The following is a 25,604-nucleotide window of genomic DNA, read 5'->3' as shown; positions in this document are numbered from 1 at the left end:
CGATGACGACCCCTTCCTTCCCGCGCGTGCCGGCGTCGTTCTTCGGCATCGTGCTCGGCCTCGCCGGTTTAGCCGGCGACTGGCGCGTGGCGCACGCCGTCTGGTCGTTGCCGGCCGGCATCGGCGAGGCGCTGGTCGCCGTGGCGGCTTTGGCCTGGCTGATCATCGTGGTGCTCTACGCGAGCAAATGGGTGACCGCTTACACCTCCGCGAAGGAAGAAGTCGCGCACCCGGTGCAGTGCTGCTTCATCGGCCTCGCCGGCGTCGCGACGATGCTGGTCGCGCAGGCAATCCAGCCGTACTCGCACGCCGCGGCCGTCACTCTGTTCTTCGCCGGCGCCCTCTTCACGCTCGGCTTCGCCCTGTGGCGCACGGGCATCCTCTGGCGCGGCGAGCGCGATCTCGCGGCGACCACGCCGGTGCTCTACCTGCCGCTCGGTGCGGGTGGATTCGTCACCGGCATCGTCGCCGCCGCGCTCGGCTGGCCGCAATGGGGACAGCTCGCTTTCGGCGCGGCGTTCTTCACTTGGCTGGCGATCGAGTCGGTACTGCTGCATCGGCTCTATACGGGGCCGACGCTGCCGCCCGCGCTGCGCCCGACGCTCGGCATTCAACTCGCGCCGCCGGCCGTCGGCTGCGTCTGTTATCTGTCGGTCAACGGCGGACACGCCGATCTGATCGCGCACATGCTGATCGGCTACGCGCTGCTGCAGGCCTTGCTGCTGATCCGCATGGGCCGCTGGATCGCCGAGCAGCCGTTCGGCGCCAGCCATTGGGCCTTCACCTTCGGCGCCACCGCACTGGCGGGCGCCGCGATTCGGATTTCGAGCGCAGACCCCGGCAGCGCGATGACGGCACTCGCACCGGCGCTATTCGTGCTGGCGAACGTGCTCGTGCTCGGCATCGCCGCGGGAACCTTGTGGCTGCTGTTCACGGGCCGCTTGCTGCCGTCGCCGCCGCCGGCGCGCGCTTGATCGTTCGTTCTCGCCACGGAACGCGTGCGGCACATGCTTGCACGCGCTCGCGGTGTCTTCTGCCGAACGTCGCGATTCGATCGAGTCTTATCTCGATCGGATCACATTTCTTGGGTGGTCAATGAAGACCTCGCATCTCGATCGCCTCACCGCGCATGGCGACAGCGGCCGTAACTGCCGCAATCGAACCTCCGTCACATAATCGTAAAACGAGCGTACGCACGCCGTCGCTTTCGTGGTGCTAAATCCTGAAGCGGGCTGATCGCGATACACGCCGAATCCGTAGCGTGAACGGCTGATCGATTCGCCGCCGGCGATCTCGACGGCGCAGCCATTCGATGCACGACGCTTCGCGATGGAGTGTCGACGCCGTCACCGAAAATCGCAGCGCAGCCTCGACGGCACGCTCATGCGTCCGCGGCGAACATGCCGCGAAAAACGCCACCAGGCTTCGCCATTCATCGCGATATTTTCACGATGGATTCGCGCGAATCGATTTCCCTGCTTATGCGAATTTCCTCACACATTCGGCGAGTCTCGCGGCACTAATGCTCGCGCCACATGTGGAAATGCGGAATCGATCCATTCGCCTGTCCGATTCTGTGATGCATTCGAGACAACCGTGAAGGGGGTATCACGGGGGCTTCACAGAATCGCTCAATAAAATTTCGCAAGATAAATAAACAATTCCAAGTATAGAGAATGTTGCTGACGCGCCGACGCGCGATGGCGGCAGGGGGAGCTTGTTCCTTTTTAAAAGGAATTTTTCGAGGGATTCAGCCTATGAACGGGCCCGATGGAAACAGCCTCCCGCTCACCACCGCGCAGCGCGGAGCTTGGATGGGAGAAAGGGGCGGCGCCAGCGATGCGGTGATGAATATTGCAGAGGCGATCGAGATCTTCGGTGCGGTCGACCCTGCGCTTTTTCTCGATGCCCTGCGCCAAGTCGCCGCTGAAGTGGAGGCGATTCGCGTACGCATCGTCGAACGCGACGGCAAGCCGCAACAGATCGTGCGCCCGAGTTACGAGTGGGAGTTTCCCTTCGTCGACTTCAGCGCCGAGAGCGATCCTCGCGCGGTGGCCGAAGCGTGGATGCAGCGCGATCTGAGCGCTCCTCTGGATCTGGCGCGCGATCCCTTGTATTTCAGCGCCCTGCTCAAGCTCGCCGAAGATCACTATTTTTGGTATCACCGCGCGCATCACGTCGCGTTCGATGGTTACTCGGGAGGCATGGTGTCGCGGCGCGTGGCCGAGCTGTACACGGCCTACGTCGCCGGCGTGGCGCCCGAGCCGCGCGAATTCGGCAGCCTGACCGAACTCATCGAAGCCGAGGCGGCCTATCGCGATTCGGATCGCCGGCGTCGCGATCGCGCCTATTGGCACGAGCGGCTCGCCGACCTGCCCGAGGCGGTCACGCTTTCGCGCCGCTCTCCGCGCCAGTCCGGCGGCCTGCGCCAAAGCAGCGGCTATCTGCCACTCGCCACGGCGAACGCGCTCACCGAACTCGGCAAGCGCGCGGCGGCCAGCCTGCCGCAGGTGCTGATCGCCCTGATCGCGGCCTACTACCACCGCGCCACCGGCGCCGACGACCTGGTCTTCGGCATGCCGGTGTCGGGGCGCGTCAATCACGTTCTGCGCCATTCCCCCGGCATGGTGGCCAACCTGGTGCCGATCCGCCTCGCCTTCCGGCCCGGCATGAGCGCGCTCGATTTGTTCGCGCAGGCGGCGCAACGCGTGCAGCAGGCGCTGCGACATCAGCAATATCGCTACGAAGATCTGCGCCGCGACTTCGGCCTGGTCGGACGCGGGCAGCAGATCGTCCGGCTCGGCATCAACATCGAACCGTTCGACTATCAACTCGACTTCGGCGGCGCGCGCACCGTCTCGCACAATCTTTCCAACACCACGCAGGAAGACCTGATCGTCTTCGTCTTCGATCGCAGCAACGGCAGCGATCCCTGCGTGATGTTCGACGCCAACCCCGCGCTCTATTCGATCGAAGAACTCGACGAACATCGGCGGCGGCTGATGCGCCTGATCGATGCCGTGCTGGCCGATCCCGAGCGGGCGCTCGGGCAGATCGACGTGCTCGGCGACGGCGAGCGTCACCGGTTGCTGGTCGAATGGAACGACAGCGCCGTAGCCGGACTCGATCTCGACACCAGCCTGCCCGCCGTGATCGCGCGCCATGCGGCCTGCACGCCCACCGCTCCTGCCGCCGTTTTCGGCGCAACCGTGCTGACCTATCGCGAGCTGCACGAGCGCAGCGTGCGCGAAGCGCGGCGCCTGCTCGCCGACGGCGTGCAGCCCGGCGACGTCGTCGCGGTCGCTTTGGCGCGCGGCGAACGGCTTTTGATCGAGCTGCTCGCGATCATGCGGACCGGTGCTGCGTATCTGCCGCTGGATCTCGACGCGCCCGCCGAGCGCATCGCGATGATGCTCGACGACGCCTCTCCGATCGCGCTGGTCGCCGAGCCCGAAACCTGCAAGCGACTGGCGCGGCCCGATCTGCTGATGTTCGTACCGGAGGACGAAGGCAGCGCAACGCTCGGTCTCGTTACCGAAGCGGAACCCGACTTCGCGCTACCCGACGCCGCGGCCTACATCCTCTACACCTCCGGTTCCACCGGTCGGCCGAAAGGCGTAGTCGTCAGCCATCGCAACCTCAACAACTTCCTGATCGGCGCACAGGACGTGTTCGGTCTGAAGACCAGCGATCGTTTCCTCGCCGTGACGACGACGATCTTCGACATCGCCGCGATGGAGCTGTTCCTGCCGCTGCGCATGGGCGCGCGCGTGGTGATCGCGAGCACCGAGGACGTGCACAACCCGCTGCTGCTCGCGCGTCTGATGCAGGAGAGCGGCGCCACTCATCTGCAGACCACGCCGTCGCTGTGGCGGGTGCTCTTGACCTGCCCGCAGATGCAGCTGGATTCGATTCACGCGATCGTCGGTGGCGAAGCGTTGAGTGCGGACCTCGCCGTCAAGCTCAAGCGCGAAGCGGCGCGCGTCACCCAAATGTACGGGCCGACCGAGACCACGATCTGGTCGAGCGCTTACGAGATTTCCGACGAGGATCTGCAGGGTCTGCTCGAAGGCATTCCCGCGCCGATCGGCCGGCCGCTGCTCAACACGCGCTTGTACGTGCTCGACGGCGAAGGCCGGCTGGCGCCGACCGGCAGCGTCGGCGAGCTCTACATCGGCGGCAACGGCGTCGCCAAGGGCTACCTCAATCGCCCGCAGCTGACCGGCGAACGCTTCCTCCCCGACCCCTACGCCGCCGACGGTAGCCGCATGTATCGCACCGGCGATCTGGTGCGCTGGCGCGACGACGGCCTGATCGAATTCATCGGCCGCGCCGACGGACAAGTGAAGATCCGCGGCCATCGCGTCGAACTCGGCGACATCGAGCATCAGTTGCTCGGCTGCGCCGGCGTCGCCGCCGCCGTGGTCACGGTGCATCGCGACAGTGAGGAAAGCACTCAGCTGGCGGCGTATCTGGTGCCGAAATTCAACGCCGCGCTCGATCCGGATGCGCTACGCACTCACCTCGCCAAGCGCGTACCGGGACACATGATCCCATCCAGCTTCACCCTGCTCGAAGCGCTGCCGCTGACACCCAGCGGCAAGCTCGATCGCAAGGCGCTGCCGGCACCGGACCTGGTGCGTCGCGCGAGTTACGTGGCGCCGGTGACGGAAGTGGAGAAGAAGCTGGTCGCGCTGTGGCAGAACGTGCTCAATCTCGAGCGTGTCGGCATCCACGACAACTTCTTCGAACTCGGCGGCGATTCGCTCACCGCGGCCGAGATGGTCGCGCGCTCCTCGGAATTCTTCTCCACCGAACTGCCGCTGGCGAGTTTGTTCGACGCCTCCACCGTCGCGCAGCTGGCGATCTATCTGCAGCGCGCACAACAGGACGACGACCCGCTGGCGACGATGCTGCCGCTGCGCGCGACCACGCAGGAACAGTCGCCGGGACGGCCGTTGTTCTGCCTGCATCCGGTGACCGGCCTCAGCTGGGGCTTCACCAGCCTGTTGCGGCATCTGGACGACGATCTGTCGATCTACGGCCTGCAATCGCACGGCCTGCACGGCAGCGCGGCCTTGCCGGGCAGCATCGAGGAGATCGCCGCCGACTATCTCGCGCAGATGCGGCAAGTCCAGCCGCAGGGGCCGTATCGACTACTCGGCTGGTCGATGGGCGGATTGATCGGGCACGCGATCGTCGCGCAGCTGGAAGCCGACAGCGAGAGCGTCGAGCTGTTGGCGATGATGGATTCCTATCTCTTCGCCACCGACACCGCGACCGACGAAGCGCAGGAAGTGCAGGCCGCCCTGCGCTTTCTCGGTTTCCACTGCCATGCCGACACCGATCCGCCGCCGTGCATGGACGCGCTGGCCGAACTGCTCTATCGCGAATACCGCGTGCACTCGCAGCCGCTGGTGCAAAGCCTGCTCAAGCGCGATCCGCGCATGCTCGAGCACGTCACCGAAGTGACGCGCAACAACCTGGCCTTGGCGCGCCGCTACCGGCCGCCGCGGATCGACGCCAACGTGGTGTTCTTCCGCGCTACCGACCAGCGCCACGGCGGCGCGGTCGACGGGCTGCTGCAATACAGCCCGGCGGCGTGGCGTTCCTACATCGGCGGGCGCCTCGAAGTGCACGAGATCGATTGCCACCATCAGTCGATGCTGGATCCGGCACCGGCGGCGAAAATCGGCCGCGTCCTGCGGCGCCGCTTCAACGATCGGCAAAGCGCGGCGCCGAGCATGGCCCCGATGCCGGTTCCGGCGGCGTGGCAAGAACCGATTACGGCATTCGGCTGAGGTACGGCGGCGTCGACATGAACGCAGCGGTCGCGATCTTCACCGTCGGCACGCAGGGCGATATCCGCCCGTGCGTGGCGTTAGGGCTGGGGCTGCAGCGCGTCGGCTATCGGGTGCGCATCGTCACCGATCCCAGCTTCGCCGCGCTCGTCCGCGCCAACGGGCTCGAATTCTTTCCGCTCACCAGCGATTTCCAGCAGTTCCTGGACGCGGATCGCAGCATTGCCGACAAGGGCCTGAACCTGCGTCAGATGGCGCGCATCTTTCGCGATTGCTACGCCGGCTGGGCGGTGGACTGGGTTGCACAAGGGCGCGCGGCGATCGAAGGCGCGGGTCTTTTGATCGGCGTCGGCAACAGCACCTTGCTGGCCAAATCCTTGGCCGAAGCGCACGCGCTGCCGTTCGTCAGCATGCAGCTGCAGCCGGCACTGATGCCTTCCGGAATTCTTGCGCCGATGGTCTTGGCCGGCTCCGGTCGCTCCTTGCCGCCGGCGTTGAACCGCGCGCTCTATCACCTGCTGCGATTGCTGGTATGGCGCGTGATGAAGCCGGCGATCAACGACATCGTGCGTCCGCAGTTGGGGTTGCCCGCGCATTCCTGGGCCGGCCCTTACTTCGATCGCGGCCGCGAACTGCTCAACCGCGTCGTCTACGGATTCAGCCGCCACGTGGTGCCGCGGCCGGCCGACTGGCCGCACAGCGCGCAGATCGCCGGCTACTGGTTCTTGCAGGAGCCACAATGGCAACCGTCCGCGGCCTTGCGCGACTTTCTGCAAGCCGGCCCCAAGCCGATCTATCTCGGCTTCGGCAGCATGGTCAGCGGCGACGCCGGCGCGTTCACCGAAACCGTGCTCGAAGGCGTGCGCAGGAGCGGCCAACGCGCCGTCCTCGCCACCGGCTGGGGCGGTCTGGACGGCGCGGAAGGCGCGCGCGACGAGAACACCTTCTTCATCCGCAGCGCGCCGCACGACTGGCTGTTTCCGCGCATGGCGGCGGCGGTGCATCACGGCGGCGCCGGCACCACCGCGGCGGCGGCGCGCGCGGGGATTCCGTCGGTGATCGTTCCCTTCTACGGCGATCAGCCGTTCTGGGCGCGCTGTCTGCACAACCAGGGCACCGCTCCCGCGGCACTCGATCGCAAGCGGATGCAGCCGGACGACTTGGCCGCCGCGCTCGCACAAACAGCGCGCCCCTCGATGCAGGAGGCCGCGCAGCGGCTCGGCCGTCGCGTACAAGCCGAAGACGGCGTCGGCGAAGCGATTCGCTGCTTGCGCGACTGGGGACTTTTGCACGACAGCACGCAACAGCTGCCGGCGCGGCGGGACGCGGCCTGATGCACAACGCACTCGCCCTGGAAGCGCGGCCGCTCACCCTGTCCGAACGCGGCATGTATCTGGACGGGCGCGATCCGATCGCGAACGTGCTGCCGATCGAAATCCGCGGCCGCCTGTCCGAGCCGCGCCTGCGTCACGCGCTGGCGCGGCTGCAACAGAAGCATCGGCTGCTGCGTTGTCTGATCGTCTACCGGGACGGCCGGCCTTGGTATCAAGAGCAGTCTTCGCCGCCGCCGATTGCGCTGCGCATCCTCGCGCGCGCCAGTGCGAACGACTGGCTCGCGCAAACCGGCGAGGAGGAAGCGCGCCTGTTCGACCCCGGCGAACCGCTGGTGCGCTTGACCTGGCTGCGCGGCGAAATGGCGAGCGAACTGCTGCTGACCTGCCACCACTGTCTCTGCGACGGCCGTTCGATCGTCACCCTCCTGCGCGAATTGCTGCTGCTGCACGATACGCCCGAACGCGACATCGGCCGCGACGATTCCCTGCACGCGATCGCCGAGCTGCTGCCCGATTCGGTGCTGAACGATCGTACCCTGCAGCGCCGGACGCGTTGGATGGCGGCGCTGTTTCGCGTTTTTATCCGCTGCGTGCCGACCGGCCCGGCGCTGACCTACGACGACCGCTACACGCTGCGCTGGGTGATCGATGCAGCGACATTGCAGGCGCTGACGCGACGCTGCGAAGCCGAAGGCATCAGCGTGTTCGGCGCGCTGTGCGTGGCGTTCGTCCTGGGCTTCCGCCACGTATGCGGAGCGCGCGCGGTGCGCAAGTTCACCGTGCCGGTGGACGCGCGCAAGTTCCTTTCGAACTTGCAGACCGATCAACTGTTCCCGATCGCGCCTACCGTTACTCTGCCGCTGGAAACGCCGCGCAGCGGCGAAGTCGGCGACGCCGAGTTCTGGCGCCTCGCCCAAACCCTGAAAGCTGACATGTGGAAGAAGATCGAACTGCTCGGCGCGAAATTTCGCCGCCTTCTTTTCGGGATGGAACATTTGCATCCGGTCTACAAAAAAATGCTCGCGATCGCCCGTTCGCGCCGCCCGCTGCTCAATCCGACTCTGAGCTATCTCGGGCGGCTGGATCTGGCGCGCGACTACGAGGAGTTCCGCATCGAGGCGGCGCACAGCCCTTCGGCGCGGCTGATGCCGAGTCCGCTGGTCGTGGTCAGCCGTTTCGCGGAGTGCCTGGACATCTCCTTCGTCGCCGACGAGAAGTGCTTGTCGCGCGAACGGGCCGCCGCGGTCCGCGATGCGGTCATGACGACCCTGCGCGAACGCGCGCTATGGCCGGCCGCAACGATCGCCGATCGCGAACCGGCGATCCCCTCGCCGTCAGCTGCGGTTCCGACCAAGGAGATCGCATGAACGCGAACCGCTTCGGCCTGATCTTCGTGCTCTACCACCCTTCGGCGGAGTTCGTCGGCAACCTGCGCAAGGCGCAGGCGTTGTGCCCGCACGTCGTCGCCGTCGACAACTCCTCCGAAGCCGACCTCGGCTTGCACGAAGTGCTGCGGCAAGACGGCGCCAGCGTGATCTTCAACCGCAACCGCGGCGGCCTCGCCGGCGCCTACAACCGCGGCGCCGAGGTTCTCTTGGCCAGGGGCTGCGAAGTGATCTTCCTGCTCGATCAGGACTCGGACATCGACGCCGCGTTCTTCGAGAAGATGATGCAGGCGTGTTCGCAGCTCGACACCGACGCGTTCCTGATCGGCCCGAAGATCCACGAGATCAATCTCGGCAAATGCATGCCGATCTTTCCGCCGGGACCGCGATTCCCCAAGCCCAAGCGCATCGATCACGAAACCGAGGGCCTGTTCCCCACGCTCTTCATCATCTCCTCCGGCTCGGCCATTTCCGCCGCCGCTTATCGCCGGCTGGGCGAATTCCGCGAAGACTATTTCATCGAGTTCATCGACATCGAATACGGCCTGCGTGCATCCAGCCAAGGCGTGCCTGTCTATCTCAACGCAGCCGTGACCATGCGCCAGACCACCGGGCGCATCGTGCGCCACGGCAAGCTGTTCACCACACATCATCCGGCTTGGCGCCGCTACTACGGCGCGCGCAATGCGGTGCACGCCTTGAAGCTGTACAAATCGAACTGGAGTCTGCATCGGCTGAGTGGCCTGTTGGCTTTCCATCAAGCACTGTGCGTGCTGCTGTTCGAACCGCAGCGGCTGCGCAAGATCACCGCGATCTTCTGCGGCTACCTGGACGGCCGGCGAGGCAAGCTCGGCACCTTCGAAAGCCTGCATCCGAAGATTTTCTCGTTCTGCACCGGCACCGCTACCGACACGGCGGCGCCGGACAGCGCGCCGACCATCACCGCGGAATAGGCGCACGCCGCAGCGGACCATGAAACGCAAACTGTCCACGCTCGAACGCCTGATCGAAGCCAATCTCTGCTATCGCATCGCACTCGAAGGCGAGATCACGGCGGAAAGGCTGCGCGCGTCGCTCGACCGTTTGCAGCGCAAGCATCCGGCGCTGCGCATGCTGATGCGTGAGGAAAACGGCGAGTTGTCGTACGAACTCGAGGCGGCCGGGCCGATTCCGGTGCGCGTGGTGGGCTGGGTTTCCGAACAACAGCACACGCAAGAGTGTGAGGCCGAAGTGCGTGCGGCATTCCCGCACGACCAGCCGCAGCTGCGCGTGGTCTGGCTGCGACGCGGTCACGAGGTTCTCGACGCAAAGGACGAACTGCTGATCACCAGCGCGCACCGCGTCTGCGATGGCTTGAGCATGTTCGTCGTCATCCGCGAACTGCTGCAGGGATTGCACTCGGACGAGCCGCTGACGCCCTATCCCGCCTTCACCGTGCAGGACGTTATCGGTGATCTGTCCGAGCGGCACGCGTGGAAACGGAAGCTGGCGGCGCGTGCGGTCAATGCGCTGCTCGCCTTGCTTCCATCGTCGAGCCGCGCTCCCTGCAACCGGGAACTGCATCTGCAATGGACGATGGGCCCCGAAGCGTCGGAGCGCCTGAGGCGACGCTGCGCCAGCGAAGAGGTGCCGCTGCATGCCGCGATGCTGGTCGCGCTCGGCGAAGCCTTGTCGGTGCTCGGCAAGCGCGCGCCCGCGCAGATCGAAAGCCCGATCAGCGCGCGGCGCGGACGACCGCGCGTGCTGAAGAAGGACCGCCTGTTTTTCGGCGGCAGCGCCTTCCGCGTCGCTGCGCGACAGGATACGCGCCGCGATTTCTGGGTACGCGCGCGCGCGATGGCGGAAGAGATGCAGCGGAAAATCGACGCCAGCATCGCCGGCCTTCCCGCCAACTACCGGTTCTGCGAAATGCTGACGCCGCCGTCGACCCGGAAACTGAACTGGATCGCGCAACTGAGTGATCGCTTGAGCCGTAAGCGCGGGCGCAGCCGGATTTCGCTCTCCAACCTCGGCAACATCACGCTCGACGCGGCGGCCTCTCCGCTGCGCGTGCACAGCTTCTTTCCGTACGCGCATTCGTTCTACTTCAAGATGCTCGACATCGCCGCCCATACCCTGCACGGGCAGCTGCACTTCACCTACATCGGCGATGAGGCCTGTCTGCCACGCGAGCAAGTCGAAGCGCTAGGGCGCGCCTTGACCGATACCCTGCACCGATGCGCGGCCATCGGCAGCGAGCGATCGGAGGCGAACCCGACCACAAGCACCGTCACGCTCCGGCCGACGACCGCGCGGCACGATCCGGTGGACTGGCACGAACTCATCTAGCGATCGTGCTGTGCACGCTCGATGACGTCGATCGCGCGCGCGCAACCGACCGATCCGGGCTCGGCCAGCTGTTGCACGGCGCGGCAGCGCTCGATGCTGGCGGGACTGGTCAGTTCGCGCAGCGCCGTCGCAATCGTCGCGGCATCGCGTTTCCGCTCCAGGCTGATGCCGCATCCGAGCGCGGCGACGCGGCGCGCGTTGTCCCACTGGTTGGTGAACTTGGGCAGCATCAGCTGCGGCACGCCGGCCGACAAAGCCAGCGCCGCCATGCCGATGCCGCCCTGATGCGCGAACGCGCCGACGCGCGGTAGCAATAAGTCGAGCGGCAGATACGATTCGTGCGTGATGCCGTCCGGCAAAGGCGGCAGCTGATCGGCGAGCCGGCTCACCAGGATTCCGCGCTGGCCGGCGGCCTGCAGAGCGGCGATGCTGTTTTCGAAGAAGGCACGGCTTTTGATTTCTGCCGTGCTTGGTGCGACCACCACCGGCGGCGGCCCGGCGTCGAGGAATCGCAGCAGACTTTGCGGCAACTCGCGCGTCGTATCGGCGCTGCGATACAGCGGAAACCCGCTCAGCGTCAGGTGCGCCGGCCAATCGGGCGGACGCTTGCAGAACCACTCGGGAAACAAACCGACGATGCGCTGCGGCGAAAACAACCAGCGGCTGTACATCCGGCGCGGCAGCGTGCGCTCGAACTCGCGCGCCGCGTCGCGCAGGAGGCTGCGGCACAAGGGATCGATCAGCGAGCGCTCGACCGCCGCGAACGTCGGACCGCGCAACCACGGCGGCAAGCCGAGCACGAGGCGCAGCGATTTGTAGAACTGCGGCTCGCGCAAGGAGACCAGGTCCGCCGGCGTCAGCATCGTCGACACGTACGGCGTTCCGTAGCGGTCGTGCAGCAGCCGCGCGACACCCGACACCGAGAGCGGGCTGACGATCACGGTGTCGCCGTCGATCTCGTTGGCGGCGAGACGCGCGCAGTCGGCGACCTTCTTGGCGAAGAAGCGCAAATGGCCGCGTATCCACTGCAGCGGCCGCATGCGGCGCACTTCTTCGGCGAACTGGCGCTTCTCCTCGTCTTCGAGGATGCACAACGAGCGCAAGCCAAGCGATCGAGCAGCCGCGACATATTCGTAGGTCGACAGAAACACGACCTCGTGCCCGCGCTCGCGCATCGCACCGGCGAGCGCGAGGTGCGGATGCACGTCGCCATCGGAGCCGGCGGTCATGAAGATCGCTTTCATCGTGGGTATCGCATCCATTCCCCCGTCACGAAGTTCCCGCTCGCGCTTCAGCGGCGTTCGGATTTCCAGACCGCAAAAGAAATGTACTTCTATAGTAAAACCGTCGCGCCGATCCCACGCAGGAACTGCCGCACAGATCGGCAGTTGGCGGCGCCGCCCGATCAAGCCGTGCTTTACGCGGAACGCGGGATTGCGGAAATCTCGTCCGTATCTGGAGCAGCGGCCGGCAGCTTCCGGCGAACTAGCCAGCCCGACAGAGCGATGCGCCGCTCGGACCGCCGTGCGCAGACCGGCTGCCGTCGACGCAGGCGTCGGAACGACGATGGCGGATGTCGCCGCGAAACGACGTAGGTAGCGTACGACCGTCGCACGTGCCTCGCGCCGGAAACGCCGCAAGTCCCAGCCTCACCCTTCTCGATCGAGGGAGAACGTAGTGACCCAGCACCAGCCGCGTGCCGCCTTTGCTTTTCGTGTCGTTCTCGCGCTCGCCGCAATCGCATTGAACGGCCGCATCGCCGACGCGCAGCCGGCGCCGCACCTCGACCAGGCCGGACGAAGCGACAGCGCCGACGACCTGATTTTTGCCGACGGCTTGGACGGCGGTGCGCTGCTGTCCATCGCGCACGACGTGCCGATCGACGGTCTCAACGGCGACCGCTTCGGCTGGCGCGACAGCGCCAACTTGCCGCGCGCGGCCGTCCTCGCGCACAGCGGCAGCGGCAGCGGCGGTTCGCGCGGCGGCGAGCTGCGCGAGTTCCGCTATCGGGTCGCGGCGGCGACACGCGTGGTGCAGGCGACCGCGGACGGCTACGGCGGTTTCGGTTACGTCGTCTCGCACACCGCACACGAAGACATTTGCACCGGCGGCGGCGATTCCTCGAGCCTGGGGCATTTCACGCCGGTGCGCTTTCAACGCCTGTTCGAAGGGCGCCACCACGCGATCCTGCGCTTCACCCAGAACTATCCGCGCTACTGCACCACCGCAGCGCCGGCGCAGCGCTACGACGTGCCGGTCACGATCGACTGGGTGTTCGCGGACGGCCGCGACAACCCGCTGTGGTCGATCACCTGGGACCTCTCCGGCGTGCCGGCGAACCGGCTCGAGGACGATTCGCGCGCACCCTACGGCCAGCTGCGCATCGACGGCGCCGCCGACGACGACGCGCGCGCGACCATCGCCGGCGTGGCTTGGGGCGACTACTACGCGTTCACCAGCTCGTCCAATCCGGTCACCTTCTCGAGCGGCTGGAGCTGGATCCAGCCGAACACGATTCCATTCGTCAAACTTTGGACCGCCGGGGTCGACGCGACGATGGGTACCGTGCAGACGCAGACGATCCGCCAGCAGGACGCCGGCGGCTATTGGGGCCAGGACCTGTGGGGCCGCACCAGTGCGCAAGGCCAAGGCTGCAGCGACCCCGGCGCGAATTACTCGATGCCGTGCGACTACAACTGGCCGTTCCAGTCGGTCAACTACGAGCTGTACGACGGCCCGACCCAGAACGCGCGCCTAGCTTGGGGCACCAACTTCGGCTTCCTCGGCCAGCAGCACTACCGCATCCGCGGCAACGCCGAATACGGCGGCGGCGACAACGGCACCGCCCTGCCCGGCGATCCGATGGCGCCGGGCTGGCCGAAGAAGAGTTATTCCGTCTATGTGGTGCTCGGTTCGCACAGCTCGGACCCGGTAGGCGGCCAGGTGCGCGAAGTCGAAACGATCCAGAGCCTCGTTCTCAGCGCGAGCGTCGGCAGCGTCGTCACGCAGGGCGCAGCCGGCATCGCCGATGCAACGCTGCGCAACTATCAGCCCGCCGGCTACGACGCGGTCTACGGTGCGCTGACGTTCCAGGCCGCCGGCAACCGGCTCGACGCGAACATCGCGATCGGCAGCGGCACGCTGAAACATCCCCTGCTTATCGTGCGTGCCTATACCGGCGCACTGCCGTCGGCCGTGCGCCTCAACGGGGTGACGCTGGGGCGTGACACCGACTATCTGCCGTCGATACGCAGCGCTGCCGGCGAATTGTGGATCACCCTGAACCGCGATCTCGCGGGCACCGCCAATCGTCTCGAGATCACGCCTTGAGGCGCGGTCTTGCAAGAGTCATCGTCGCAACGGAAGGGGAACGAAACATGCGCACATCGACCCAAGGCATCGCGCTGGCGCTGCTGCTCGGCTTCGGCATCGGCGGCCTGGCCGAGGCGAACAATCGCTACGGCGGCGTCAATCTGTCGGGCGCGGAATTCGGCGTCCCGCTGCCAGGCGAACTCGGCGTCGACTACATCTGGCCGACCAACGAGGAGATCGATTACTTCCGCAGCCGCGGCATGAACATCGTGCGCATCCCGTTCATGTGGGAGCGTCTGCAGCCCACGCTCAACGGCGAGTTCGACGCAACTTATCTGGCCGCGCTCGACGGCCTGGTCGAGCACGCTTCCGCGGTCGGTGTGCACACGATCCTCAATCCGCAGAACTTCGCCCGCTATTACGAAGACGTGATCGGTTCGGCCGCCGTGCCCAACAGCGGCTTCGCCGACTTCTGGTCGCGCCTCGCCGTGCACTACGCCGGCAACGACCAGGTCGTCTTCGGCCTGATGAACGAACCGAACAGCCTACCTACCGAACAATGGGTGGCCGCCGCCAACGCGGCGATCGCGGGAATCCGCGCGACCGGTGCGCAACAGTTGATCCTGGTGCCCGGCAACGGCTGGACCGGTGCCTGGAGCTGGAACGACGACTGGTACGGCACGCCCAACGCCGTGGCGATGCTGTCGATCGTCGATGCCGGTCCGCATGCGTTCGAAGTGCATCAATACTTCGATGACGACCACGGCGGCGAACTCGGAACCTGCGAACCGGGTTCCGGCGCGGCGCAGTTGCAAGACATGAGCACGTGGCTGCGCGCGCACGGCTTGCGCGGCTTCCTTGCCGAGACCGCCGGCGGCGACAACAGCGACTGCGAATCCACGATCGAGAGCGCGCTCAACCATCTGCGCACGAACGCGGACGTCTGGCTCGGCTGGGCCTGGTGGTCGGCCGGGCCTTGGTGGGACGACTACCAGTTCACGCTGGAACCGACGGCGAATTTCAGCGTCGACGCGCCGCAGATGCGCTGGCTGCTGCCGTACATGCCGCCGCTGTTCGCGGACGGCTTCGACGGCTGAGGCCCAGCGGCGGGCGCCTTGGCGCTTTCGCTGACGCAGGGGGTCGGGCGTACGGCGTAGCGGCCGTTGTCGAACTTGCCGCGATGGAGTGAAGCGTGCGGCTCGCACGGCGCAAGCGCCCAAGACGAGCGCCGCGCCGACCGCCCATGCGAAGTGGCCAATGGATACGTTCGGTTGCCCCTCCCTGCTTCCTTCCCCGCGACATGCCGGGGTAGCCGATTTCCTGCACAATCCATCCATGCAGGGTGCACTCCCCCCGTCCGACGAGCAGGCCGTCGAGCTGCTGGTCCAGCTGTTCTACGCCGACCTGCAGCGCATCGCGCGGCACGAGCGCGGACGCCTCGCCAACCCGGCCGCGACGCTCGGTACGACCGCGCTGGTGCACGAGGCCTATCTGAAGCTGGCGCGGCAGGAGGCGTTCAAGGACCACGCGCATTTTCTCAACACGGCGGCGCTGGCGATGCGTCACGCGCTGGTTTCGCACGCGCGCGCGCGCCTGCGCGACAAGCGCGGCGGCGGACAGGCGGCGCTCGACATCGAGTCGGTCGACATCCTGGCCGAAAGCGACGAGCGCATCGTCGCGCTCGACGAAGCGTTGAGCGCGCTCGAACAGACCTCGCCGCGACTGGCGCGCGTGGTCGAGTGCCGCTACTTCGCCGGCTATTCGGACAAAGAGACCGCACTCGCTCTGGGCATCGCCGAACGCACCGTGCAGCGCGACTGGACGATGGCCAAGGCCCTCTTGTACGAGGCGTTGGGAACCTAGCGCCGGCTTCACTGCCGTCGTCTCCATGCAAGCGAAGACGACGATCGCATCGAAAGCCACGCCGTCTAAGCCGTTTTGGCGTTGCCTGCGCTAGCGGCCAAGCGTCGCAACAGACGGCGCAAAGGTTCACGGTAATGTTCGCCGAGCTCCTTGTGCTGCGCATGGATGGCCTGCGCCTTGGCGGCGAGTTCGCGTGCCTGCATCACTCGACCGAGTGCTAGTTGGCAATCGGCCAGGGCGATTTGCGCTTCGGCGATTTTCGGGCTGATCGGCAACAACAAATCGCCTTCGCGCAGCGCCAACGCGTTGCGCAACAGCGGCAGCGCGGCGGCAGCATCGCCCCGCTGCAACTCGGCCATTCCGTCGAACAGGTCGGCGCTCGCCAGCACGCCTTTGAACGAAGCGTCGAGCGCAGCGGCTCGAATCGTCGCACGCACGCTCGCCGTCGCCGCAGCGGTCGCATCGAAGTCGTCCGAACGCAATTCGATCTCGGCAGCGTAGAGCGAGCGCTGCAGCGCGGAGCGCGACAAATGCTGCCCGGACACGTTCGTGACGGTATAGCTCGCGAGCGCCTCGCGCGCCTGGGCGAGGTGGCCTTGGCGCAACGGCAGCAGCACACGCAGGTCGGTCACCGAGGTCGACGTCACGGCGCTCGCGCCGCCCGTCGTTGCGCGGATGTCGGCGGCCTCCACCGAGGCTTTGCGCGCCGCGTCGTAGCGCCCCAGCTCCGCCAGGACGATGGCGGCGTTGTCCAGTGTGGTCGCCAGCACCAGGTTTCTCGGACCGCGCCGACGGATCGCCAGCGCCGCGTCCAAGTCGGTCATTCCCGCATCGAGATTGCCCGCTTCGGCGAGGTCGGCGCCGCGGTTCTCCAGCACGCTGGCGATCTCGGTCTGATTTTCCGTTCCGGGCAAAGCGAGCATCTGCCGCTTCGCCTGCGCGTGCAGATCGAGGCCCTCCTTCGTGTGGCCGAGCGCGAACAGCGTGCCGCCGAGCCAGGTCTTCTCCAGGATCGTGCCGACGTGCTGCTCGCCGTTGACGGCCAAGGCGGTCGCCAACGCGAGGCGCGCATTCTTTTCCGCGCCGGCGGCGTCGACCAGCTCGTACTGCAGCGTGGCGAGATCGCTGTAGGCGTTGACCAGGCCGAAGCGTTCTTCCGGCAACGTGCCCAGCACCTCGATCACGCGCTGCATCGAGACGATCGCCGCCTCGCGCCGGCCGCTGACCCATTGCACGCCGCCCTGCAGCTGCAGCGCATCGGCCAGATCGCGCGACGGCGGAAGCGCTTCGTACAAGCGCACGGCACGGCCGGCGTAGTCGTCCGCGAGCGGCGGGTCGACGAAACGGTAGTACTGCGCCTGCGCGGCCAAGAGGCGCGCGCGGAGAGCGGAATGGTCGTCGTGATCGCGATCGAGGATGGCTTGCGCTTCGCGCAGCAAAGCCTCGCTTTCCTCGTTTGCACTCGAGCCGTACATAGCGTCGGCCAGATCGATCAAGGCGGCGGCCAGCTCGGGCGAGCCGGCTGCACTGTCGTTCCGCGCCAGAACCACGGCCTGGCCGAGTACGCGGATGCGCTCCTCGCGCATGGCGAGGTCTTTGTAGAGGTCGCCGAGCAATTGCAAGACGCCGAGCTTGGCCGCCGGCGCATCGGCCATCGCCGTCTCGATCTTCTTCGCACCCAGATCGAGCAATTCGCGCGCAGTCGTCTGCCTCGCCTTGACCGGATCGCTTTGCGCGCTCGAATTGGCGTGGAAGATTTCGCCGAGAAATTCCTGCACGGCCGTCGCCGTGCGCGCTTCGCGCTCGGCGCGGCGCGCGGCTTCACGTGCCTTGTTCGCTTGCCACGCAATGGCGACGGTGGCGGCGGCCATGGCGGCGAACAGCAAGATCAATGTTGAGAGCGGCAGCCAATTGCGGCGCACGAATCGGCGCGCGACGTACGTGCGCGCGCCGCTGCGTGCCTGCACCGGCCGGTGTTGCAGATAGCGGCGCACGTCCTCGCCCAGCGCGCGCGCATCCGGGTAGCGCGCGGCCGGCTCTCTGCGCAACGCGCGTGCGACGATCGCATCGAGGTCGCCTGCCAGCTGGCGCAGCGGCACCGGTGAATCCGCGCCGGCTGCGCGGCTCGGCGCCGGCGCTTCCATGTCCAGCAAGCGTTTGACCGCGGTCGCCAGAGCCGAAGCCTCACTCGACCACGGCAGCTTGTCGGTCAAGAGTTCGAACAGCACCACGCCGAGCGCGTACACGTCGGTCGCGGTACCGATGTAGCCGCCGGCGAGCTGCTCGGGCGCGGCATAGGCCGGCGACAGATGCACCGTGCGCGTCACCCGTTCCATCGGCTCGGCGTCGAGCACCTTGGCGATGCCGAAGTCGAGCAGCTTCACGCGGCCTTCGGCGTTGACCAGGATGTTGGCGGGTTTGAGGTCGCGATGGATCACCAGGCGGGTGTGCGCGTAAGCGACCGCCTCGCAGATCTGGATGAACAGCGGGAGACGTTCGCCGAGCGGCAGCCGGCGTGCGTTCGCGTACTCGATCAGGTGTTCGCCTTCGACGTACTCCATCACCATGTAGGCCGCGCCGTCCGGCGTCGCGCCGCCGTCGTAGAGCCGTGCGATGCCTGGGTGCTCGAGCGAGGCGAGGACTTCGCGTTCGGTCGAGAACTGCCGGCCCAGCGAGCCGTGCGCACCGCGCAGGAACTTGATCGCCGCCTGCTGCTTGAAGCCGCCTTCGCTGCGCTCGGCCAGCCACACTTCCGCCATGCCGCCGCGACCGATCCAGTGCACGAGGCGATAGGGCCCGATCGCTCGGCCCGCTGCGTAGGTGCTCTCCTGCGCTGCATCGGCGGCGCGCGACTTGATCACGCCGCGGTCGAGAAAGCCGTCGCTGCCCTCGGCCAGGCGCAGCAGCTTTTCGACGCGCTCGCGCAGCTCCTCGCGGCCGGCACAGGCCCGATCCAGAAACGCCGAGCGCCGTTCGCGCGATTCCCCCAAGGCGCGTTCGAACAGCTCGCGCTCTTCCAGCGCCAGCGAGAACTGAGCCATTGCGACTACCCCCGTCCGGCTCGGCAGTATAGCGCCGCGCACTGCGCTCTCGGTCTTCGCCGAACGCGCCTCTGCGCTCGCGAAGCGGCTTACGCTTCGACCAAACTAGGCGGCCCGATAAATGCGCCTGCCAGACGCACTTCCACTCCGGACGGAGCGTGGGTCATGGAAAAAATCGATTTCAAGAAATTGCACAAACCGCTCTACAGCCCGCCCGCTGCGGAATTCGTCATCGTCGACGTACCGGAGATGCCGTTCGTCAAGATCGACGGCGAAGGCGATCCCAACTCGGCTCCCGCCTATCGCTCGGCGATCACGTGGCTGTATGGGATCAGCTACGCGCTGAAGTTCGCCGCGAAAACCGCGCTTGGAAAAGACTATGTGGTGCCGCCCTTGGAAGGCCTGTGGTGGGCGGAGGATCCGAACACCTTCATCACGCGGGAGAAGGATCGCTGGCGCTGGACGATGATGATCATGGCCCCCGACTTCGTCCCTCGCGCCCTGTTCGATGATGCGGCGGCGAAGACCGTCAAGAAACTCGGTCCCGCGCCGGAAAGTCTCCGGCTGGAACTCTACGCGGAAGGTTTATCGCTGCAGACGCTGCACGTGGGAAGTTACGACGAGGAAGGCCCGATTCTGGCTCGCCTTCACCGCGAGGTCATGCCGGGCAAGGGCATGACTTTCGATGGCCTGCATCATGAAATCTATCTGAGCGATCCGCGCAAGACGGAACCGTCGAGGCTCAGGACGATCCTGCGACAGCCGGTCCGGCCGATCGGATAGAGAGCCCTCGGCCGCTCGCTCACTGCGAGGGACGCGCGTCCCTGCGACGCGGGACGTTTCGCAACGCAAACCTGCGACCGGCTTCTAGCTTGGCTCGCCGAAGTCCCTTTATCATCCGCGGCCACGGAAAGGCGACGGATGGGAAGCAGGTAACGCGAAGTGCCGCAGACGGAGAGTGCGACATTCCGCGGCAGATCGGAATTTCGCTGAGCGATTCGGCGTTTCTCGCGCCGACCGAGCCAGTCGCCGGCAGAGATCGCGATGGGGCGGAAGGCTTGAGAGACATCCGCCGGACGTCTCCCTAGATGGTCGAAAGCGACGTAGAAGCAGTGGCCGATTGCTTGCGCTGCCGCCTTACTGCGCCGGATGACTGCGCGACGACCGGCATCGAGAGCCGTCGCGCAGGAAGAGTGCGACGTCCAGCCGCGCACTGAACAGTCTCAACTCGTTGTCCGGTCGGCTACTGCTCGAAACCCAACGTCGACTTTTCCGTCATCGCAATCCAATGACAATGAGCGCGACCGCGAGCCGATCCGCTCTGTGCAAGTAACGCTCACGGCAGGAACGATTTCCGCGCATGCCGGTCGCGCCGTCGGAAGACAGATCCATCGTCACGGAAACTCATCAAGGAGCCGCAATGCGAACGACTATCCAATGGCTGTCCGATCGACGCCGCATCCGTGATGACGATGCGAGCGCCCGCAGCCACGCCATCGCTCAGCGCCGCAAACAGCTGCGCTCCTTGCGCTGTATCGCAGCGTTTTGCGGCGCCGTCGCGCTCGGGCCGGCGTTCGCGCAGATCGATGTCATCACCGAGCGCTACGACCATGCGCGTCTCGGCGCGAACCTGGCGGAAACCCGGTTGACCGCCGGCAACGTGAACGTCGCGACGTTCGGCAAGTTGTGGTCCTACACCGTCAGCGGCTCGGTCTTCGCGCAACCTCTGTACGTGCGCGACGTCGAGATTCCCGGAAAGGGCAAGCGCAACGTGTTGTACGTCGTCACGATGAACGATTGGGTCTATGCGTTCGACGCCGATTCGCAGAACGACCTCCCGCTGCTTTCGCTCAATCTCGCGAGCCAAGTGGCCGGCTCGCGCGCGAACACGATCCTCGAGATTCTTGGCTTCAACGACAACATCATCGGCAACGTCGGCATCGAGAGCACGCCGCAGATCGATCTCGCCACCTCGACGATGTACCTGGTCGCGCGCACTTACGAACAGAACGGCTGCACTCCGCCCAACCCCGGGCCGATTCCGACGCCGAACGCGCAGTACTGCCAGCGTCTGCACGCACTCGATATCCGCACGCTCATGGAAAAGGCGGGCAGCCCGGTCGTGCTCGGCGGCAGCGTGCCGGGGAACGGCGGCGGCAGCGTCGGCGGCACTGTCACTTTCGATCCGAAGATTGCGCATCAGCGCGCCAGTCTCGCGCTCGCCAACGGGCGCGTGTTCATCGCCTGGGCCGGGCACAGCGATCGCTTCGAATACCACGGCTGGATCATGGTCTACGACGCCGCGACCTTGCAGCAGACCAAGATCTGGTCGCCGGCGCCGTCCGGCTCGAAGTACTTCGGCGGCGGCATCTGGATGGCCGGCCGTGCGCCGGCGATCGATCGCAACGGCAACGTCTATTTCATCGTCGGCAACGGGCCGTTCGATGGGGTCGACAACTTCGGCGAATCCTTCGTCAAGTTCGGAGCGACGCCGGATACGCCGTTGCTCGACTGGTTCACGCCGAATGAATTCGAAGACCTCAACGCCGGCGACGTCGACCTCGGTGGTTCAGGGCCGATCCTGATTCCCGGAACGGAACTCATCGTCGGCGCCGGCAAGGGCGGCACCTTCTACGTCACCAAGACCTCCGATCTGGGCAAGCTCGGCGTCGACATCGACAACAGCAACATCGTGCAAACGTTCTCCAACGGCGGCCAAGAGATCAAAGGCGGGCCGGTGTACTGGAACCGCAACGGCGGCGTGGGACCTTGGATGTACGTGTGGGCCGACAGCCACAGCAAGCTCAACGCGTACCGATTCAACGCCGACTACGGCCCCAGCACACCCGCCTTTACGACGACGCCGGTTTCGCAGAGCGCCGTCTTCTCCAACACCTCGGCCGGTGGCGTACTGACGCTGTCGGCGAACGGCTCGACACCCGGCTCCGGCATCGTCTGGTCGTCGATGTCCTTCAGCACCTCGAGCGCGAACAGCGGCATTCATCCCGGCATCCTGCGCGCGTTCGACGCGGACGACCTCGGCCACGAGCTGTGGAACTCCGAACAAGACGCCCCGCGTGACCGCATGGGCAACTGGCCCAAGTTCACGCCACCGACCGTGGTCGGCGGCCGCGTGTACATGGCCTCGTTTCCGGACGACGGCATCGGCTCGACCAAGGTCGACGTCTACGGTCTGTTGCAACCGCTCGATCGTATATTCGCCGACGGCTTCGACGACTGAGCGGGCGAACCGTGGATGAAAGGATAGTTCGGCCAGTCACGCGACGCGGTGATTCACAAGGATCGTGATGCCCATGCCGGCATCACGGTTAGATGCACGGTGACACCGCTTCTTCGATCTCCTCCAAAAAAGTGCTCTTTGCGCTCGTGCCCTTGCTGCACGGAGCGTTGCGCCGTAACGACTAGAGCCGGCCCGCTCGCTGACGCGCCATCGACGCGCGCACGAGCGCCCGCTCCAGCGTTAGGCGCGGACGATCGAACCTTCCCCCGGGTGAAGTTCGAGCCCCAACGGAACGGCTCCGGGCAAGGCGCCGTGCCGCCTCGCTGCGATCGCTAAAGAACCTGATAGCGGCCGCAGCGCCGCGGCTGGTCCACTGCGACGCGTCGGCCCGCACCGGATCACGCGCTTCGCGATCGTTCCGGGCGATGCCGCCGCCTCCCCTTCCATTCGAGGACCACGCCATGAGCCATTCCCGCAAAAACTTCATCCAGACGCCGTCCGGCCGCATCGCCTATACCGAACAGGGCGAAGGCCCGGTCGCCTTGTTCGTGCACGGTGTTCTGCTCAACGGTCATCTGTGGCGGCACCAGCTCGAACAGCTGTCGGACCTGCGCCGCTGCATCGCGCCGGACCTGCTCGCGCACGGCGACACCGAGATCGAAGCCGAGCAGGACGTCTCGGTCACGGCGAACGCACGCATGCTGCGCGAGTTTCTCGATGCACTCGGTATCGAGCAGGTCGACCTGGTCGGCAACGACAGCGGCGGCGGCATTGCGCAGATCTTTGCGGCGACCTGGCCGGAGCGCGTGCGCAGCCTGACCCTGACCAACTGCGACGCGCACGACAACTGGCCGCCGCAGGCGTTCAAGCCGGTGCTCGACCTCGCCGCAGCCGGCGGCCTGCCCGGTGTGCTCGCGGCGATGCTCGCCGACAAGGCGGTCTACCGCGCCGAGCAAGCGCTCGGTCCCGCCTACGAGAACCCGGCGCTGGTGTCGGACGAGACGATCGAGGTCTATCTCCAGCCGCATGTGCGCAACGCGCAGCGCACGCGCGATCTCGAACGCTTCCTCGCCGCGTTCGATCCGGTGCACACGCTGCGCATGGAGCCGGGCTTGCGCACCTTGCGCGCGCCGACCCTGGTGGCCTGGGGTACCGACGACATCTACTTCGACGTGGCCTGGTCGCGCTGGCTGGCCGAGACGATTCCCGGCACGCGCAAGCGCGTCGAGTTCGACGGCGCGCGCATCTTCTTCCCGGAGGAGCGCTGGAGCGAATTCAACGACGAACTGCGCGCTCACTGGCTGGCCGCGGCGTGAGGGAGACGAGCATGAATCGTTCCGACAGCAATTCAACGAAGCGCAAGGCCGACGCCTTCCACGCCTTGCACGTGCGCGGCCGTCCGTTCGTCCTGCTCAACGTCTGGGACGCCGGCAGCGCGGCCATGGTCGCGGCCGGCGGCGCACCGGCGCTGGCGACCAGCAGCTGGTCGATCGCCTCGGCGAACGGCTTCGGCGACGGCGAGCAACTGCCGTTCGATCTCGCCCTCGCGCAGCTGCGCCGCATCGCCGCCGCGACGCCGCTGCCGCTCAGCGTCGACCTGGAAAGCGGCTACGGCGACGGCGACGACGCGGCCGCGGCTGCGATCGTGGGCGCGATCGAGGCCGGCGCGATCGGCTGCAACCTCGAGGACAGCCATCCGGCCGACGGCACGCTGCGCGAGATCGGGGCGATGCAGCGGCGACTGCGTGCCGCGCGTGCGGCGGCCGATGCGCACGGGTATCGCTTCTTCATCAATCTGCGCACCGACGTGTTCTTCCAGAAGGGCGTGCCGCACGACGCCGCGGCGGTCACGCACGCGCTCGAACGAGCGCGCGCGTACGCCGACGCCGGCGCCGACGGACTGTTCGCGCCGGGACTGGCCGATGCCGGACTGATCGAGACGCTCGCCGCGGCCTCGCCGCTGCCGCTCAACATCATGGCGACCTCGGCGACGCCGCCGCTCGCCACGCTCGCGCGTTGCGGCGTGGCACGCGTGAGTCACGGCCCGGGTCCGTATGCGGAAGTCATGCGGCAGCTGCAGTCGCTGGCGCAAGCGACCTATGCGAACGCTTGAACCGGCGCCCGCGCCTTGTGCCAGGATGCGCGCATGAGCGGCTTCCGTTTCGAGCAACTGCTGCAGACCCCCCTCGTCGTCGTCTGGGATGCAACCTGCGACGGCGACGGCGATCACCTCGATCCGGCGCCGTGGAGTGCGGCCGCGCACCTTCTTTTTCCGTACCGCGGGCTGTTCGTGCGCCACCACGGCGAGGATTTGTGCGTGGCCGAGGCGGGGCAGGTGCTCTTGTCGAACGCGCAGGCGCACTACCGCACGCATCATCCGGTGCGCGGCGGCGACGCCAGCCTGGTGGTGCAGGTGGAAGAGGCGATGCTGCGCGAAGTGACGCCGCGTGCGTTGCTGCGCGACATGGAGGCGTTCCACTTCGAACCGCTGCGCCTGCGCATCGACGCGCGGGCGCAGGCGCTGGTCGCGATGGTGCGTCACAGCCTGCGCGAGAAGCTCGCCGAACCGCTCGAAGCGGAAAGTCTCGCCCTCACCATGGTGCAGCGCGCGCTCGGGCCGCGCACCGCGCACGCGGCCGGCTCGACCATCGGCCGGCAGCGTCTGGCCGATCGCGTCAAGCTGGTGCTCGCCGGCGATCTATCTCGACGTTGGACGCTGGCCGATATCGCCGCCGAGATCGGCGTGTCGCCGGTCTATCTCACACAAGTGTTCCAGCAGGTCGAAGGCTTGCCGCTGTATCGCTATCAGTTGCGCCTGCGGCTGGCGCGCGCGCTCGACTTGCTCGGCGAGATCGACGACCTCGGCCAACTCGGGCTCGAACTCGGCTTCTCCAGCCACAGCCATTTCAGCGCGGCCTTCCAGCAGGTCTACGGCCGCTCGCCGTCGGAATTCCGCGAGGCGGTGATCGCACGGAAGAGGCCGCGCGACGAGCGTCGAGAATGAGCGGCGCCGTTTGGCCGCGCGTGGTGCCTGAGTGGCGAACGACGGGATTGCTAAAGAATCCGACAGCGCCGCCCTCGTCCCTGATGCAAAATTCCTACACCCATCGTTACCGAGGAGTACTGCCGTGATCCCGAAGACCTGTGCCGCTTGCGACTGCCCGCTCGACGACAACCTGATCAAGGTGAAGCTCGGCAGCAGGACGGTCGAAGTCTGCTGCGAGGAATGTGCGACCAAGCTGAAGGAAGCTTACGTGTCGGCGTCGACGCCGGACTGACGCGTATTTCGCCCTTCGCTG

General features: G+C 66.5%; 17 protein-coding genes. 15 read left to right on the top strand and 2 right to left on the bottom strand.

Annotated elements, in window-relative coordinates; all coding sequences use genetic code 11:
- The first annotated feature begins 2 nt into the window (after positions 1-2).
- From tehA to AC3QL3_RS01330, 6 genes are all read left to right on the top strand, one after another.
- Positions 3-974, top strand: coding sequence for a dicarboxylate transporter/tellurite-resistance protein TehA (tehA, locus tag AC3QL3_RS01355; RefSeq protein WP_492896455.1), 972 nt, complete (start codon positions 3-5; stop codon positions 972-974).
- Positions 975-1,700: 726 nt separating this feature from the next.
- Positions 1,701-5,801: an amino acid adenylation domain-containing protein gene (locus AC3QL3_RS01350; protein WP_492898828.1), complete on the top strand. Its 4,101-nt coding sequence runs from the start codon at positions 1,701-1,703 to the stop codon at positions 5,799-5,801.
- A gap of 17 nt (positions 5,802-5,818) precedes the next feature.
- On the top strand, positions 5,819-7,135 hold the full coding sequence (locus AC3QL3_RS01345) for a glycosyltransferase (RefSeq protein WP_492896454.1): 1,317 nt from the start codon (positions 5,819-5,821) through the stop codon (positions 7,133-7,135).
- On the top strand, positions 7,135-8,502 hold the full coding sequence (locus tag AC3QL3_RS01340; RefSeq protein WP_492896453.1) for a condensation domain-containing protein: 1,368 nt from the start codon (positions 7,135-7,137) through the stop codon (positions 8,500-8,502). The genes AC3QL3_RS01345 and AC3QL3_RS01340 overlap by 1 nt, the downstream gene beginning before the upstream one ends.
- The gene (locus AC3QL3_RS01335) at positions 8,499-9,473 is read left to right on the top strand and encodes a glycosyltransferase (protein ID WP_492896452.1); all 975 of its coding nucleotides are present in this window, start codon (positions 8,499-8,501) and stop codon (positions 9,471-9,473) included. The genes AC3QL3_RS01340 and AC3QL3_RS01335 overlap by 4 nt, the downstream gene beginning before the upstream one ends.
- A gap of 19 nt (positions 9,474-9,492) precedes the next feature.
- Positions 9,493-10,848, top strand: a complete 1,356-nt coding sequence (locus tag AC3QL3_RS01330; protein WP_492896451.1) for a condensation domain-containing protein — start codon at positions 9,493-9,495, stop codon at positions 10,846-10,848.
- Here the strand turns inward: AC3QL3_RS01330 and AC3QL3_RS01325 are convergent.
- Positions 10,845-12,092, bottom strand: coding sequence for a glycosyltransferase (locus AC3QL3_RS01325; RefSeq protein WP_492896450.1), 1,248 nt, complete (start codon positions 12,090-12,092; stop codon positions 10,845-10,847). The genes AC3QL3_RS01330 and AC3QL3_RS01325 overlap by 4 nt on opposite strands.
- Before the next feature lie 433 nt (positions 12,093-12,525).
- On the opposite strand from AC3QL3_RS01325, the gene AC3QL3_RS01320 reads away from it, so the two are divergent.
- From AC3QL3_RS01320 to AC3QL3_RS01310, 3 genes are all read left to right on the top strand, one after another.
- Entirely contained in the window at positions 12,526-14,178 is a 1,653-nt protein-coding gene (locus AC3QL3_RS01320; RefSeq protein WP_492896449.1) for a hypothetical protein, read from the top strand.
- A gap of 47 nt (positions 14,179-14,225) precedes the next feature.
- Positions 14,226-15,257 (top strand): glycoside hydrolase family 5 protein, encoded by a 1,032-nt coding sequence (locus AC3QL3_RS01315; RefSeq protein ID WP_492896448.1) that lies wholly within the window; start codon positions 14,226-14,228, stop codon positions 15,255-15,257.
- 238 nt (positions 15,258-15,495) lie between these two features.
- Positions 15,496-16,023, top strand: a complete 528-nt coding sequence (locus AC3QL3_RS01310; protein WP_492896446.1) for an ECF-type sigma factor — start codon at positions 15,496-15,498, stop codon at positions 16,021-16,023.
- A 65-nt stretch (positions 16,024-16,088) separates the two neighbouring features.
- Here the strand turns inward: AC3QL3_RS01310 and AC3QL3_RS01305 are convergent, their stop codons facing one another.
- Complete coding sequence (locus tag AC3QL3_RS01305) at positions 16,089-19,064, bottom strand: protein kinase domain-containing protein (protein ID WP_492896445.1); 2,976 nt, start codon at positions 19,062-19,064, stop codon at positions 16,089-16,091.
- 165 nt (positions 19,065-19,229) lie between these two features.
- On the opposite strand from AC3QL3_RS01305, the gene AC3QL3_RS01300 reads away from it, so the two are divergent.
- From AC3QL3_RS01300 to AC3QL3_RS01275, 6 genes are all read left to right on the top strand, one after another.
- Positions 19,230-19,847, top strand: coding sequence for a GyrI-like domain-containing protein (locus AC3QL3_RS01300; protein WP_492896444.1), 618 nt, complete (start codon positions 19,230-19,232; stop codon positions 19,845-19,847).
- Between the two features lie 637 nt (positions 19,848-20,484).
- The gene (locus tag AC3QL3_RS01295) at positions 20,485-22,305 is read left to right on the top strand and encodes a hypothetical protein (RefSeq protein ID WP_492896443.1); all 1,821 of its coding nucleotides are present in this window, start codon (positions 20,485-20,487) and stop codon (positions 22,303-22,305) included.
- Between the two features lie 461 nt (positions 22,306-22,766).
- Positions 22,767-23,621, top strand: a complete 855-nt coding sequence (locus AC3QL3_RS01290) for an alpha/beta fold hydrolase (protein WP_492896442.1) — start codon at positions 22,767-22,769, stop codon at positions 23,619-23,621.
- An 11-nt stretch (positions 23,622-23,632) separates the two neighbouring features.
- Positions 23,633-24,418: an isocitrate lyase/PEP mutase family protein gene (locus AC3QL3_RS01285; protein WP_492896441.1), complete on the top strand. Its 786-nt coding sequence runs from the start codon at positions 23,633-23,635 to the stop codon at positions 24,416-24,418.
- 33 nt (positions 24,419-24,451) lie between these two features.
- Positions 24,452-25,309: a helix-turn-helix transcriptional regulator gene (locus AC3QL3_RS01280; RefSeq protein WP_492896439.1), complete on the top strand. Its 858-nt coding sequence runs from the start codon at positions 24,452-24,454 to the stop codon at positions 25,307-25,309.
- Positions 25,310-25,433: 124 nt separating this feature from the next.
- A complete protein-coding gene (locus AC3QL3_RS01275; protein ID WP_492896438.1) occupies positions 25,434-25,583 on the top strand; it encodes a hypothetical protein in 150 nt (49 codons plus the stop codon).
- Positions 25,584-25,604 lie beyond the last annotated feature (21 nt).

The sequence above is a fragment of the Dokdonella sp. GW821-FHT11D02 genome, from assembly GCF_058808595.1.
The sequence above is the reverse complement of the archived record's forward strand: the minus strand, read 5'-3'. Positions and strand labels throughout refer to the sequence as shown.